Below are 16,444 nucleotides of genomic sequence, written 5' to 3' on the forward strand. Positions count from 1 at the left end.
ACCATGCAGCACTTTATTCAATTCCCTGACATACATACCGCTATCCTTAACCGCCCGGATCTCACTGAAAGAAAGATCACTTTCGTTAAAGGAATCGCTGAAGAAGACACACTGACCCACGAGCAGCTGATTCATGCCGCCAAAGGACTACTGGGACATTTTACCCATCATGGCATAAAGAAGGGAGATGAATTACTGATACAGACCGATGATAACAGGAAGTTCGTCATCGCCTTCCTGGCTTGTATACTGGGCGGAATTATTGCCGTACCGCTGGCTACGGGTACACAGGATGAACATAAACAGAAGATCAGGAATGCCTGGCGTATCATGAAACGTCCGTTCCTGTTTGCAGATAACGAAAGTCTGTCCAGGCTTGAGCAATTCTTTGCAGGCAGCGATACACAATGGTGGCAGGGCATTCAACCTTATATAGTACAGTGGACAACAGACATCAAACCTGCCCACGTCATTCATGCTGCATCCCCTCATGACATTGCTTATCTGCAATTCTCATCCGGCTCCACCGGACAGCCAAAAGGCATTATGATCTCACATATGAATGTGCTGAGCAATGTGGACGCGATTAAAAAAAGTGCGGATATGAAAGCAGGAGAAACAGGCGTCTCCTGGCTTCCACTCACACATGATATGGGCCTGGTAGGTTGTCTTTTTAAAAGCTTACTGATTGGATTTAACCTTGTGCTGATCCCTACTGCCCTGTTCATCCGGCACCCCATGATATGGATGCATAAAGTTGATCAGCACCGGGGTAATATCGGCTACTCTCCCAATTTCGGTTACAAATATTTCCTGCAGGATTTTGAGAGTAAAAAGCAGGAAGTACAATGGGATCTCAGCTGCCTGAGATCCATTTATAACGGGGCTGAAAGCATCTCCTATCCTTTGATTGAGCAATTCATTACTGCACTCAAGCCACATCACATCAGCAGCGAGGTGATGCTGCCGGCTTATGGTATGGCGGAAGCTACATTGATGGCGTCCTTCCATCCATCCTGCCAACCTGTTATAACGGTTACTGTAAACAGGCTAAGCCTGCAACACGGGGGAACCATTGAATTTGTGCCGGAAGGATCGCCGCAGGCCATTACCCTCGTATCCTGTGGACAGGCATCGCAATATGTGCAGCTGCGGATTGCCGACAAGCATGACAGGCCACTGGCAGATGGCAGAACAGGTAATATCCAGTTGAAAGGCCTGAGTATTACCTCCGGTTATTATCAGCTGGAAGATAAGGATACCTTCTCCGCCGATGGATGGTTAAAAACAGGAGATACCGGCTTTATTCATGAGGGCAATCTGTACATCGCAGGACGTGAGAAAGAGATGATCATCATCAATGGGTTAAACTATTATCCTTACGACCTGGAAAGAGTGCTGGAAGCAGAAGATGGAAAACTCTTCGGATTGACTAAAACCGCGGCAGCGGCTGTACCGGATGATAACAACGGTGAAGAGCTGATCATCTTTGTACAATACAGGGGCTCAGAGCAGCAGTTTGGAGCGGTCGCAGAACAGGTCAGGAAGGCCATCATGAAACACTTCGGTCTTGTGGTAAAAGCAGTGGTGCCTGTAAGCCGTATTCCGAAAACGACCAGTGGTAAACTGCAGCGGAGAAAACTGGCGGAAGAATATCTTTCGAAAAAGGCACCGGCGGCAAACAAAATATCCCAATACAGTACTTATATACAACTCATACAACAGGAAATTACAACGTTGTTTGGCATCGCTGATATACAGACAGATGTACCGCTGACCGACCTGGGATTTGACTCACTGAAAGGTACAGAGCTGATCAACAGGATCAATCATATTACACAGCTTAGTTTGAGTCCGACGGTCGTATTTGAATATCCGACCATTCACCGCCTGGCAGAACACCTGGCGACGGTGAAACAGGAGAAACATATTGTAAGCCGGCAGACTGCGTTTGAGCCGGTAGCAATTATTGGTATGGCTGGCAAATTCCCGGGCGGCGCCAATGATCCGGAAAAGTTATGGGAATTGCTGATCAAAGGAGTCGACCCGGTGACCGCCATACCGGTAGAACGATGGCAAATGCCGGACGGCAACCAGGCATTCGCTGCCGGTAGTTTTGTGGATCACCCGGAACTGTTTGATGCAGGCTTCTTTGGTATTTCTCCTAAGGAAGCTGCTGCACTCGACCCACAACAACGTATGCTGCTGGAGACGGCTTTCCTTGCTCTTCAGGATGCAGGTTATCCGCTGCCCGCCATTCAGCATACGGATACAGGTGTTTTTCTTGGCCTGAGTCACAGCGACTATATGCGGGCGCATATCTGTTCGGATGATATGGAGGCCATAGATCCTTATTCCCTGACGGGAACGATCACCAGTACAGCTGCAGGCAGGCTGTCTTACTTCTTCGATCTGAGCGGACCTGCCATGGTGATCAATACCGCCTGCTCTTCTTCTCTCGTGGCTATTCATTATGCCTGTAAAAGCTTACAGTCCGGCGACTGCTCCATGGCTATTGCCGGTGGTGTGAACCTGATGCTGGCGCCAGAACCAACGGTGGCCCTGACCAGGATACAGGCCCTGTCGCCCGATGGCAGATGTAAGACGTTTGATGCAGCCGCAGATGGTTATGGACGCGGAGAAGGTTGTGCGCTGATTGTACTGAAACCACTGGCCAGCGCGCTGGAAAACGGGGATGCTGTATTGGGTGTCATCCGGAGTTCAGCCATCAACCAGGACGGGAAAAGTAATGGACTTACAGCACCCAACGGACTGGCACAGCAACGGCTGGTGAGCAAGGCTATCCAGATGGCAGGCATCACACCTGAAGAAGTGGACTATGTGGAAGCGCACGGTACAGGGACTTCTCTGGGCGATCCATTGGAAATAGAAGCTTTGCAACAAGCTTACCGCACGGGTAACAGACAGCAGCCATTACTGACGGGTAGCCTTAAATCCAATATCGGGCACCTTGAATCTGCTGCCGGTATCGCGGGACTGATGAAGATATTGTTGTCTTTCCGTCATCAACAGATACCCGGCAATCTTCACTTTCATCGTCCCAATCCATTGATACCCTGGGAAACCTTAAAAATAAAAGTGGTTGACAAAGCAGTGAGCTGGCCGGCGGATAAGAAAAGGATGGCGGGTATAAGTTCATTTGGTTTCAGCGGCACCAATGCACATGCTATTATTGAGGCCCCTGTCTCTACCAGACACACCTCTCCCGACAAAGGCAGTTATGTCTGTACCTTATCTGCTCATTCCATAGCTGCGCTGAAGGAAATGGTGCACGATCTGCAGCAGTATCTCATCCACACAACAGACGCCATCGGAGACATCTGCTACAATATCAACAGGAGAAATAACCTCTTATCTTATCACTGGCATTGTGTAACGAACACTAAGGATAATCTCGCTGCCGCACTGGCTAAGTTCTCTGAAGAACAAGCGGTGTACTGTAAGCAGGTCAAACATACTATCGGGTTCCAGTTTACCGGACAGGGTTCACAATACACCGGTATGGGAAAGGAGCTGTATGAATATTACCCTGTTTTCCGACAGGCAATAGATGCATGCAGCCAGCTATATAGCCAGTACAATAACGGTATTTCCCTGTCAGATATCCTCTTTAAAGAAGATCCTGATAAGCGGATCGACCAGACACGCTTTACACAACCGGCGCTCTTTTGTTTGTCTTATGCCTTATCTGCCCTGTATAAGAGTTTCGGCATCACACCTGCGATAGTAATGGGGCATAGCATAGGAGAATTCGTAGCATGGTGTGTGGCAGGATTACTGAACCTGGAAGACGCTATTATGCTGATTACTGACAGAGCGAGGCTTATGCAGGAATTACCGGCAGGTACTGGCATGATGTCACTGAACGTTTCAGAAGCAAAGGCCAGGGAACTGATAAAGACGCTTGGGCTTGACCTATATATTGCCTGTGTAAATGCACCACAACAGACAGTTGTATCAGGAAAGGCAGATCAGCTACAGCAACTGAAGAACAACCTGAAAGATATTGCGGGTTCACCGCTGAATGTATCGCATGCATTCCACTCTCCCTTAATGGATCCCGCAGCGGAAGCATTGATGCAGACGTCGGAAAAGATCCGGCGTGGACAGGCTACTATTCCCGTCATATCCAATATTACCGGGCAGATTTTGAGTGAAGCGCAACAACAGGATCCGGCTTACTGGTCAAAACATATGTTGCAGGCGGTGAGGTATAATGATTCCATTCATGCGTTACAGCAGTCAGGATGTACCCTATGCCTGGAACCAGGCCCTCAGCCGGTATTGACGAATATGGTCAGCAACCTGCAATTACCATCTATGGAGGCTGTGCCTTCCTTAAGAAGAGGCAAGTCTGCTGTTACCCAGTTCCTGGAAAGCCTGGCCATCCTGCAAAGGCATGGTATACGGGTAGACTGGAAACAAGGAGAGAACGGTTATCATCTACAACATCTGGCCATGGCGCCATATCCTTTCCAGCGCAGGAAATACTGGATGCCATTATTTGTGGCCGGACAAGGAAAACTGATTACACATGCTGATACAACGGAAAACACCATTTCTGAACTGGTTTATAAGCAGGTCCAGCCTGAAGGAGCAGCCGGTATCAACATACATTTGATCCTTTATGATCAGCAGCAGGAAGTGGCGGGACGCTGGCAACAACAACTCCGGGAGACCGGCATGGAGACTACTATCGCCCCTGTTACAGCAATACCCGACATAAGCCCGGACATGACGGTATGTTACATCTCCAATCAGTTTGATGCAGATACAACTATCATTGATCAGCAGGAGCTGTTATACATTGTTAGCCTGACGGAAAAGATCCGGCTGGCTTCCTGCGAACGGTTAATCATCGTTACCAACAATGTACACCAGCATCATGCGGCCGTCAATCTGCAAAGCAGTATGCTATGGGGATTCTTTATTTCCCTGAAACACGAACTTGAACATGTACAGCTGCATATCATAGATATCAGTGCCAACGAATATGATTCCGCCTTGTCGCTTATCGGACAACTACCTGCCACGGGATTACAATTCGTGATCAGGGATGGAAAATGGTTCATCCCCGCACTGGAAGAACAGCCACTCCATCAAAAGACAACGGCGCTGTCCATTCAGAAAGAGAACACTTACCTCGTCACCGGCGGCTTTGGCAGTCTGGGCGCATTGGTCGTACAATGGCTCATACAGAAAGGCGCCCGGCATATTGTCATCACCGGCAGGGGCCCATTGAAAGAGATCTTGTCTTCTCAGTGGGAGCAGCAAGGCTGCAGGATCACTTATCTCCGGATGAATGCAGGTGAACCATTACAACAGCGGCTGCTGGCCGCGGGAATTACCAGCATCAAAGGCATTATTCATACCGCAGGATCGATCAATGATAAACTACTGGTATCACATACTGCTGAAAGTTTCACATCCGTATTTGAGGGTAAAGTACAGCATGCCTGGGAACTGCATCAGTTAAGTCAGCAATGGCAGCCAGACTTCTTTGTATTGTTCTCCTCTACTGTATCTCTTACCGGTAACGCCGGACAAACCAACTATGGCGCCGCCAATTACCTGCTGAATACACTGGCAAGATTGCGTAAAGCACAACAACTGCCCTGTGTCAGCATCTGCTGGGGACCATGGAAACATTCTGCCATGGCAGCATCGCTTACTTCCCATTTTGAACAACTGGGCGTTCGGCCTTTTGAAAGCAGGGAAGGCATCCGGCTGATGGAATCACTGATAAATACCCATGGCGCAGTATATGCAGCATTGAACATTACCCCCGGACAGGCATTTCCAGACTGGTTACAGCCCTATCTACCTGCCGGATGGATAACCATGTCGCCTGAGGAAGATATGGCGCAAAAAGCGGCTGTATTGCCCGGAGATAAGGAAGGCATGCTGGAGTTGGTAAAAGAACTTGCCAAAGAGGTATTAGGATTGGCTCCTGATGAAGCCCTGATAACAGACCGGCCTTATTTTGAAACAGGGTTTGACTCCATCATGCTCAGTAGCCTTAAAAATAAGCTGGTGGCCGTTACTGGTATCACCATCCCCATATCGCACTTCTTCCAGTACCCAACTATCGCTGCCCTGTCCGGCTATCTTTTCTCAGCCATCAATAAAACCGCCGTTGATCATGAAGACCTGCTGATTGCTGAGATCAGCATGATCTCTGATGAGGAAATCGCAAACATCCTAAATGAATATAAAGTGTAATGGAAACATACTACATCGGTCTTTCAAATACATTCCATGACTCCTCTATTGCCATTATGAACAATCAGGGCGAGGTCTTATTCGCAGAAGCGACAGAACGGAAACTGCAATACAAACGGGGCCTGAGTTGTCCGGCCGACAACTTCGATATTGGCCGTACGCTGAAAAAATACTGTAAGAGAGGCGCCTCCTTTGTAGTGGCTACTTCCTGGAGCCAGGACTATCTACAGTTCCTGGACAGACTCGAAAGACTGGGCTTCTTCTCAGAAAAGAGCCTGACGAATCCCCTCTTACAACTGCCCTCGAGGTATATCTTCTCCAAGGCCTCCATTTACACCATCCTCAAGCTGCAGCATCAGTACCAGAAAAATGCGGGCACAGGTATTTTGCTCGCCTTACAGCAACACTTTCCTGAAAGCAGGGCAAGCTTCCGGAGTTATTCTCACCATCTTGCTCATGCGGCTTACGCCTGTTATAGCAGTCCTTACGAAAATGCTGCCTGTGCAGTAATAGACGGATACGGGGAAGGTGGTTCCATCTCCATTTACCATTATGAGCATGACAAACTGAAAGAGATCAGATTACATAAAGGACCTCAAAGTCTGGGTTGGCTGTATGAAATGATCACTACCCTGTGTGGCTTTGACTGGTTCACCGGTGAGGAATGGAAAGTAATGGGACTGGCGCCTTACGGCAAAATCATCCCGGAGGCATATCAACTCATAAAAGAATTATGTCGTTATGAAAACCTGCGACTGCACTATCCTCCTGTAGAAAGGATCATCGCTATATTGAAAGAGCTGGAAGCATTTAAACGTGCGCCTGACAGCGATCCATGGACGGCGGCAGACCTGGCATTCACCGGACAGACCTGCTTTGCTGAACTGACCACCGCGATGCTGAAAGATGTGGAAGCACTGAAGCTCTCGCCGAACCTCGTTATTGGCGGTGGCTGCGGACTCAATTCTTCCTTTAACGGAACAGTGACCAGCACCACAGGCTTCAGTAAACTATTCGTGCCTTCTGCCCCCGCTGATGATGGTAATTCCATCGGCGCGGCCATGCTTGCATTGAAAGAAGACAATCCTGCGCTTAAACTGGGCAGTAAGTCTTTCTTTACACCTTATCTGGGTTCCGCTATCCAGGAAGAAGCCATCAAACGCATGCTGCAATTGGGAAGGGTCAGCAATATCCGTCATCTCCCCCTCAGTATACATAAGGAAACAGCGGCAAAACTGGCTGAGGGTAAACTGGTAGCCTGGGTACAGGGAAGAGCGGAATTTGGTCCGCGTTCACTGGGCAATCGCAGCATCCTGGCCGACCCCAGACCGGAAGACATGAAGAACAAGATCAACTCTATGGTGAAGTTCAGGGAAGAATTCCGTCCCTTTGCACCGTCTATCTTACACGAATTTGGAGACACTTACTTTGAGAATTATGAAGAGACGCCGTATATGGAGCGGACACTCATCTTTAAGAAGGAAGTGAAGAGCAAAGTCCCTGCGGTAGTCCACGCCAATCATACCGGCAGGCTGCAGACAGTTAAAAAAGAATGGAATGCGTCTTACTATAAACTAATCAAATCATTTTATGATATTACAGGCGTCCCCATTGTACTCAACACCAGTCTAAATATAATGGGCAAACCTATTCTGCATTCACTGGAAGATGCCATCGGCATGTTCTACACTACAGGACTGGATGTACTGGTTGTCAATGACTATATGATAGAGAAGTAAATATTTCATCAAGGATCTCAATGTATACCTGTGAGTTCTGCGGCAGATGTTCGCGATCAAGCATGGATACATGGGGACCTTTTCCTTTATGCACCACCACCCTGCCTGTAGTTACTTCTTCCCAGGCAAACCAGCGTGCTGCATTGTTACTGTTCTCTTCGGAGCTGATGTAAAATATATCAGCATGTACCATTCCCTCGTCTACCAGCTGATGAATGAAGCGTGTAGAAGCCTCAATACGGCGACGCATGATGGCGGCCATTTCCGGAGAGCTGATCACAGCCTTCGCTCTGGGATCATCCAGGTAATCATTAGCGATCTGTTTAATCATTCTTTCTTCCAGCGGCTCTGCTGTATGGAATCTTCTTGTGTCCAGGAACACCAGCGCGCCGACCTCTCTTCCTGTTTTCTCCAGTGCCTGTGCTACATGATAACTCAGACTTCCTCCTGCGGAGAAACCACAGAATACCAACGGTCCTACTGGTTGTAGTTGCTGTACAATGGCCACCATTTTTGCAATAGTATCTTCTTCAATGAAGTTAATACCGATCACACGATAACCATCCAGCTGTTCCGCCAGTTTACCGAAACCAATGGCATAACCGACGGCAGGCGGGAAGAAAAACAATGTCTTATCCGCAGGCCCCTCTTTCAATACTACATAGTCGGCCTCCACCTGTTGATCCATCCCCGTCATATATTGCCTGATACATGCTGCGAAGTCTTTCAGCACCGGATCGTGGTACAACTGTATCACTGGTAGTTTCACATTGAATTTCGCCTGTACCGCACTGATAATACGGAATGACATCAGGCTGTGACCACCGCATTCGAAGAAATTATCCTGAAGGGAAACGGCCTGTCCCAGTTCCTTACTCCATAACTCCATGAGGTATCGTTCTATTTCGTCGTCACTGGCTGTAACAATAGCAGTGACCACAGGCGGCGGCAGCTTCCGCTTATCCACTTTACCGTTGGCAGTCAATGGTAAGGTGTCAAGCGGAATAAAATACTGTGGAATAAAATGAGCAGGAAGCATCGATGCCAGGAATGAGCGAAGCTCTTTTACAGACAGCGGCTCACCCTTAAATATTATGTAGGCCGCCAGCGCCGTTGTTCCCGTCACATTCACCGGTATCACACAGGCCTGCCTGATAGCAGGATGTTCCTGTAAACGGCAGACGATCTCTCCCGGCTCTATACGGAAACCACGCACTTTCACCTGATCATCTATCCTGCCGCCAAACTCCAGTACTCCGCCTGGCAACCAGCGACCAGTATCCCCACTCCTGTACAGTTTCCCTTCGTCATTAAGAGGATGGGTAATGAACTTAAGATCCGTTAGTTCACGATTGTTATAATATCCTGCTGATACGCCGTCTCCTCCCACGCAGATCTCTCCGAAAACGCCCTCAGGACATAGCCGCAGCTGCTTATTCATGATGTATACAGATGCTCCCGGCAATGGCGTACCGATATAGGAACAAGGCCCTGCATGTAAGATCTCTTCGTCTGTGATCCTGTGCCAGGTAACATGTACCGTTGTTTCCGTTATACCATACAGGTTAAACAAAGCCACCTGCTCATGTCCCGGGATATCCAGCCACCTGCGCAGTTTCGTAAAATCCAGCACGTCTCCGCCAAATATAACCATACGGAGATTACGGATATTGATAACATCCAGCAGTCCGTAGAACGAAGAGGGTGTCTGGTTCAGAATAGTGATCCCTTTGTCTTCCAGCAGGCGACAGAACATACCTGCATCTCTCACCTGGTCACGGTCAGGTATGTAGAGCGATCCACCGTTTACCAATGCGCCATACATTTCCCATACGGAAAAGTCAAAGGCAGCGGAATGCGCCATGATCCATTTATCTGTGGCGGAAAATGACAACCATGGCTCCTGCTGGAGGAACAGGTGTTGTAAATTACTATGTTTTACCTGGCAGCCTTTAGGTTTACCTGTTGAACCGGAGGTGTAAATGATGTAGGCGATATCCTCTCCGCTGATGACCGGCATCTTTATAGCCAGTACCATAGCCGGCACATCCTCCATCAGGATCAATGGTACGCCGGTCAATGCAGTTGAGAAAGCCCGGTTTGTGATCATGGCTTTCGCTTCACTGTCGGCAGCGATATACATTTTCCTGTCTTCCGGGTATTCCACATCCACAGGAACGTATGTCGCCCCTGCTTTCAACACCGCCAGCATCGCTATGATCAATTCCACAGAAGGTGGAAGACAGACCAGCACATGATCGCCCTTGTGGATATTATGCTTGCTTATCAGCCAACCTGCCAGTCGCTGTACCTGCAACTGCATATCCGCATAGGAAAGCGTCCGGTACTGATCTTCCAAAGCTGTCTTTTGAGGATAGGTGCCGGCCACCGTTTCAATAGCCGTAATGATGTTAAGTGCGGGATTATAACTGCCATAAGGTTCCCCTGCTTTCAGTAATTCCAGCCTTTCCTGCTCAGGCACAATGTCGAGATGGACTACCTTGCTTTCAGGATCCTCTACCATCTGTTGTAATACCTGTACAAGGCAGTCGCCTGTCTTCATAATGCTCTCATCTGTATACCTGTTCCTGTCATACATAAAATTGATCACACAGGTCTCCCCGGGATATACTACTACAGCCAGTGGATATCCCACCTGCGCCGCACCATTCTCAGCAACTACAGATATATTCGTATTAGCCATGGCTTCTTCCATCTCACCCAGCGGGTAATTTTCAAATACCAGCACATGGTCCAGCAGGTCTTTTTTCAGCACGGAGCAAGCCTGTATTTCAGCAAGTGAAAGGTATTGATGTTGCTGGATATCGAAGAAGTAATTCCTTATTGTTGCTAACAGTGATGCGATACTTTGTCCCTCCCAGCGGATGCGTACAGGCAATGTGTTGATGAAGAGACCCAATAAGTCTTCAAAACCTTCTATTTCATAGGGTCTGCCAGCCACCGTTACACCAAATACAACGTCGTTGGTATTATTGTAATTGCCCAACAAAATGCCCCAGGCTACCTGCATAAAAGTGCTGGGTGTTAACTTCAATCGCGAGCACAGCGCACCTATCTCTGCTGTCAGTCCGGCGGAAAGTATCAGTGCATACTCTCCCGCATCATAGGTCGTATGCTGAGTGCCTGTAGCCGGTATTGCAGCCAGTGTATCGTATCCCTGCAGATAACTGCCCCAGAATGCACGGGAAGCTACAGGATCTTTCCCCTGCATCCAGTCGAGGTATTTCGTAAAGGAAGTATACTTTCTCCAGGTATGTTCCCAGCCCTTACACAAGGCCTCATAACAGGCCATTATCTGCTGTATGATCAGCTGGAAGCACCATCCGTCCATAATGATATGATGATATGCCAGTAAGAGCTGTGCATCTTCCGGCTGCAGGATTATTTTCACCTTCAGGACAGGGCCTGCCGACAGGTCAAATCCTTCGGCTAACCATTTCTGTTTAGTAGCCGCTACATCATCGCTTTTTGTGATCTCTACCGGCGAAGCAGCATCATTACTGATGGTGCAGTAGAAGTAGTGATCCTCTCCTGTGAAGAAGCGGAGCCTTAATATGTCAAACTGTTGTATCGCACTGTCGATTGCCTTCTTCATCAATGCCGGCTGAAACTCTCCCGTAATACGGAATTGCCTGATAATGTAATTGGCAGCAGATGCAGGGAATGCCTTGTAATGATAGTACATGGCTTCCTGCATGGGTAAAAGGCGGTAGTGGTTAACAACAGGCTTTTCCGGCTGTAAATGGGCGGCCAGGGCACTGACGGTGGTATAGTTAAAGATATCGGGCAACTGGCAATTCAGGCCCTTTCTGTTCAATTTTGCCACTATCTGTATAGCTTTGATAGAGTCTCCTCCTGAAGCAAAGAAATCGCTGTTGGCATGAACATGGAGGCCCAAGACCTCCGACCATATTCCGGCAATAATACTCTCTGCAGCATTCAGCTGCTCATCGCCTCCCACCTTTTTCTCCAGGTACAGATAGGGATCAGGGAACCTGCTCTCATCTACCTTACCGTTTGCTGTAAGCGGTAGCTTGTCCAGGCGGATAAAGAATGCGGGTATCATATATTCGGGCAACACCTTCAGCAAATCTTTACGCAAAGCCTGCTGATCCACCTCTTTGTCCGACAGGTAATAACATACCAGCTCCTCCCCGAATGAACGGGATGGTATCAGGCGGAGGTAGACTTCGTTTACTCCCGGGTATTGTAATGCCTTCCGGATCTCTCCCAGCTCTACCCTGTGGCCGTGGATCTTTACCTGATTGTCCTTTCTTCCTTCCAGGCACACCGTACCATCCGCCATCCAGTATCCTATGTCGCCGGAATGATATACGCGCAGCGTTCTGCCATTCAGCAAGATTTCGTTGAACTTTTCCTCATTCAGGGTTTCACGGTTGAAGTATCCTTTGGTCAGGCCTTTCCCTGCTATCAGTATCTCACCCTTTTCACCGGGCACACAAAACTCACCGGCCTCATTTAGGATATAGACTTCATTACCATTGATCGGTTTACCCACCACAGGTTTAGCAGCAAAATCAGGCAGGCTTACAGATTGATACAAGGTGCCAATAGTAGTTTCTGTTGGCCCATAGTGATTGACGAACTGGATATCCGACTTTATCGTTGCAAAGCGTTGTATACCTGCCATATCTATTTTCTCTCCGCCTGAAAATACCAGGCGCAGGGAGGAGTCTTTTAATGTCGCGATATTTTCCGCCTGCAGGAGCAGATAACAGATAGAAGGTGTCAGTTTCAGGAAAGTGATCTTCTGCTCACAGATATAGGAGATCATCCAATCCGCATCCTGTCTCTTCTCCGCAGGAATGATGTGCACTGCTGCACCCGTGCTCAGACATCCCCAGAGACTGGTATACCCCAGGTCATACGCATAGGATGCCTGCAGGATACTCTGATCATCGGGTGTCAGCTGAAATGTATCTCGCAGCCACTCAGTATAATGCAGCAGGTTATTACCGCTCACCATCACACCCTTTGGCGTACCGGTAGTGCCTGAGGTATAGATCATACAGGCGGTTTCGTCGCCGTTAAAGGAAGGGGACACAAACAACAGATCCTGTTGTTTCCAGAGTTGTTTAAAGCGGATTGCCTGTATATGATAGTCAGGTTGTTCTTCATTGATCAGCAGGCATCGCAGCGAGGCGTCTGACAGGATCTGCTGAATCCGGGCAGCCGGATTGCCCGCATCTATTGGCACATACGCTGCACCAACTTTCATGACTGCCAGTAAGGCCACAGGCAGCCAGTGATCTTCCGGCATCATGACACCAACAAAGTCGCCTGCGCCAACACCATAATGATCCGTCAATACAGCTGCTGCTTTATCTGAATAATCGTCCAGTTCCTTGTAACTAAGACTACCCGAAAGACTACGCACGGCAGTACGCTCGGGGAATTGCAATGCAACGGCCTTACACGCATCTGCAATGTGTAAGAACCGGCTTTCCGTTTTTGCGCCTGCCCCGCAGACCGTCTCTGCAAATGATGTACGGAAACGATGGAGCTGGCCCTTTCCTCCCGTACGTTCACTCAACAAGGCGATATACAGCTCCTGCATCTGCCGGATATCCTCGAGTCTGAAATAACCCGGATGATAGAGGAATACTATTTGTATGCCCGCATCATCATTGATCACCTGGCACTTTAGCTTTCTACCCTGCAACCATTGCAATCCTTCTGCGGCACTGTTCACCGACAGGTAAGCAAACTGGTAATCAAACACCTGTTCTGCCGCATGATAGAACTGGAAAAGCTGCATATTGTGCAGGATGTCTGTTGCTACCACTGAAGGGCTGTAGATACAAGGCAATACTTTACTCAACAGACCAATCGTATTTTTCAGTTCATCAAATTCCCTTCCGTGACATTCTACACCTATGATGAACGACTCAGTGTCTGTCAGCAACCGCAACATATCAAGGAAGCCTGCAAAGAAGATACTTTCTTCATCCCCGATATGGTCGCTCAGTTCAGCCGGCAATACAATAGTGCTTATTGCAGCTGCCTGCTGGTGACCACTATATTTCAGCTCATTATGTAATACAGGCTGTACGCCTTTATACTGTGCATTCCAGAAGGCAGATGGCTCGGTCAGGTCTTCACTCTCCCGCAACTGATGCTGCCATTCCGCGTATTGCAGGTAGCCTATTTCTTCTTCAGGTGTTATGCCTTTGCTAAGTATTTCAATGAGCTGCTGCTGTATGATATACAGACTGCTGATATCGGCTACCAGGGGATTTACCAGCATCGTCACCTTTATTTCGTCATCACCCTGCTGCAGGAACACACGTACCACCGGGTCTGCCGCGCTGACCTTCTCCATTTCTCCGGGCAGGGACAGATCACCGGAAAAGGAGATGGTGACCTCCTTTGCGGCGGACTGCAACCATTCTCCCTGCTCACTTTCATGAACAAACAGCTTAAACGCTTCATAACAGTCCAGCAATCGCACAATGGAAAGCTCCACCTCTTTCAGGGTGAAACGCCCTGGCAATGAGAATGCCAGCCTGTTATAAAAAAGGTCATGCTGCAAAAGAAGCAGGGATTGTTGCTGGGAGGATAACCTGTAAGCAAACGCTGTGTTCATGGTATCAGTTGTTTATTAAAGCGGTTTATATTGGATCAGGTCGGGGTAAAACCGTTCTGCCTTTCGCATATAGGCATCAAATTCTATCTGCAGGCCCAGTGGATTCGCGATCCACTGCCGAGTAAGCCTGGCCACGTCGGGATCAACCAATTTAACATTGCCGGTATGCATGGCCATAAGATTCGCTTCACATGCCTGCTCTGCCGCAATCATGAGGATGGCTGCTGTTTCCAGTTCCGCCGCCATAGTAAGGGTACCGTGATTACGTAGCAGCAATGTATGATTGCCACCAGCGGCAGTTACCAGTTGTTGTCCTTCGGACAGAGATAACACCGGGCCATTATATTCATCATACAATGCATGGTCTTCAAAGAACATACAGCTTGTCTGGTTCACAGGTTGTATCTGCTTAGCGAGAGAGGCATACAAGGTTGCATTCGGCGAATGCGTATGCACAATACAATGCGTATCCGGCCGCCCCTGGTGCAGGGCAGCATGGATACAGAAGCCCGCCACATTCACCGGATGATCTCCTTCCAGCACATCTCCCTTTCCATCTACAGTGATCAGGTTATCCGGAGTAACCTCTTCAAAGAAAAGCCCGAAGGGATTCACCCAGAAAGCATCGTCCCTGCCCGGCACCTTCATGGAAATATGTCCGCTGATACCCTCATCCAGTTTCTCCATGGCCAGTATCCGATACAAGGCTGCCAGCCGGTAACGCAGCCAGGGGATTGTTTGCGGGCGTTCCTTTTTACTGAAGAAGGCAGCGGTATTACGGCGGGTATTCCCTACCACACTCGCTGTACCATCAATCGGGTCAGACATGGCTACCAGTACCTTACGGTTCCCTGTAAAGGGCTTTCTGCTATGCGCAAACCGCATATTATCCAGTAAGAGCACATCTCCACTTTCCCAGGGGAATACTATTCCCGCTTCATCATAGGCAGTCATCACGGCGTTAAAATCATTCCTGGTTATGGCTGTACCATCTCCCAGGAAACTGTTCCTGGGCACATTCTCCTCACCCAGTAAACTCACCAGGGAAGAGCGTGTCTCTTCATCAAGGTTCATGAGATTAAACAAGTGAGCCTGGTTAAACCAGACCTTTTCTCTTGTCACCGGGTGCACGGCTATCGCTTGTGCGGTATAACTGGTCTGTAATACATCATTATCTTTCCATTGGAAGCTCATGCCTCTTTGCTCACAGTATTGCTTTACTTCCTCCCGGCTATCGGTACCAAATACCTTCTGCCAGCTCAGGTCTATGTCTTTATGAAAAGTGCGCACATACCGCACACCTGACCTTTCAAATCTTTTCCTGACAGCTGCGGGTATCAGCCTGTATACAAGGGCTGAATCGGCAATAGGCGTCTCGCCACCTGTAGCTGCACTTTCCTTGCAATAGAACCATATCTTCCCCGGCCAGGTACTGGTGTAGGAATGCTCATTATGAAAGGGAATCGACCTTTCTTTCGGATATTCTGTAGAGGTATATACTTTGTCGCCCACCTTAGTGCGAGGAGTAGACGGCTCCGCATAATCCAGCATACGGGTAGCATATAACTGACAGATCTGCTGGAAATCGTCTTCATCGCCAATGACAAATCCACGGAAAAGAATGGCGCCATATTCCTTGTATAGCTTATCCACCTGCGCTCTATTGCCCTGTAACCATTCCTTCAGTTGTAAGTCCCCATTACCGGCGTTCAGCAACACATATGGGGTACCATGCTCATTACCGCGTACAATCTCGGGGCGTACCGGCTTATCCTGCTGAACAGGACGGGGTACCGTACGCTTCAATGACTGTAAAATATCCTGGTTTTTCATA

At 48.6% G+C, this 16,444-nt stretch carries 4 protein-coding genes; 2 read left to right on the forward strand and 2 right to left on the reverse strand.

Features of this window, described 5'->3' with window-relative positions; translation table 11 throughout:
* Positions 1-3: 3 nt before the first annotated feature.
* On the forward strand, positions 4-6,243 hold the full coding sequence (locus BLR32_RS08160; RefSeq protein WP_089830475.1) for a type I polyketide synthase: 6,240 nt from the start codon (positions 4-6) through the stop codon (positions 6,241-6,243).
* Positions 6,243-7,982: a carbamoyltransferase family protein gene (locus tag BLR32_RS08165; RefSeq protein WP_089830477.1), complete on the forward strand. Its 1,740-nt coding sequence runs from the start codon at positions 6,243-6,245 to the stop codon at positions 7,980-7,982. The genes BLR32_RS08160 and BLR32_RS08165 overlap by 1 nt, the downstream gene beginning before the upstream one ends.
* Here the strand turns inward: BLR32_RS08165 and BLR32_RS08170 are convergent.
* On the reverse strand, positions 7,957-14,610 hold the full coding sequence (locus BLR32_RS08170) for a non-ribosomal peptide synthetase (RefSeq protein ID WP_089830479.1): 6,654 nt from the start codon (positions 14,608-14,610) through the stop codon (positions 7,957-7,959). The two genes, BLR32_RS08165 and BLR32_RS08170, sit on opposite strands and share 26 nt — an antisense overlap.
* Positions 14,611-14,625: 15 nt before the next feature.
* A complete protein-coding gene (locus tag BLR32_RS08175) occupies positions 14,626-16,443 on the reverse strand; it encodes a TauD/TfdA family dioxygenase (protein ID WP_089830481.1) in 1,818 nt (605 codons plus the stop codon).
* Position 16,444 lies beyond the last annotated feature (1 nt).

This window comes from Chitinophaga filiformis, from assembly GCF_900102545.1.
Lineage (GTDB): Bacteria > Bacteroidota > Bacteroidia > Chitinophagales > Chitinophagaceae > Chitinophaga > Chitinophaga filiformis.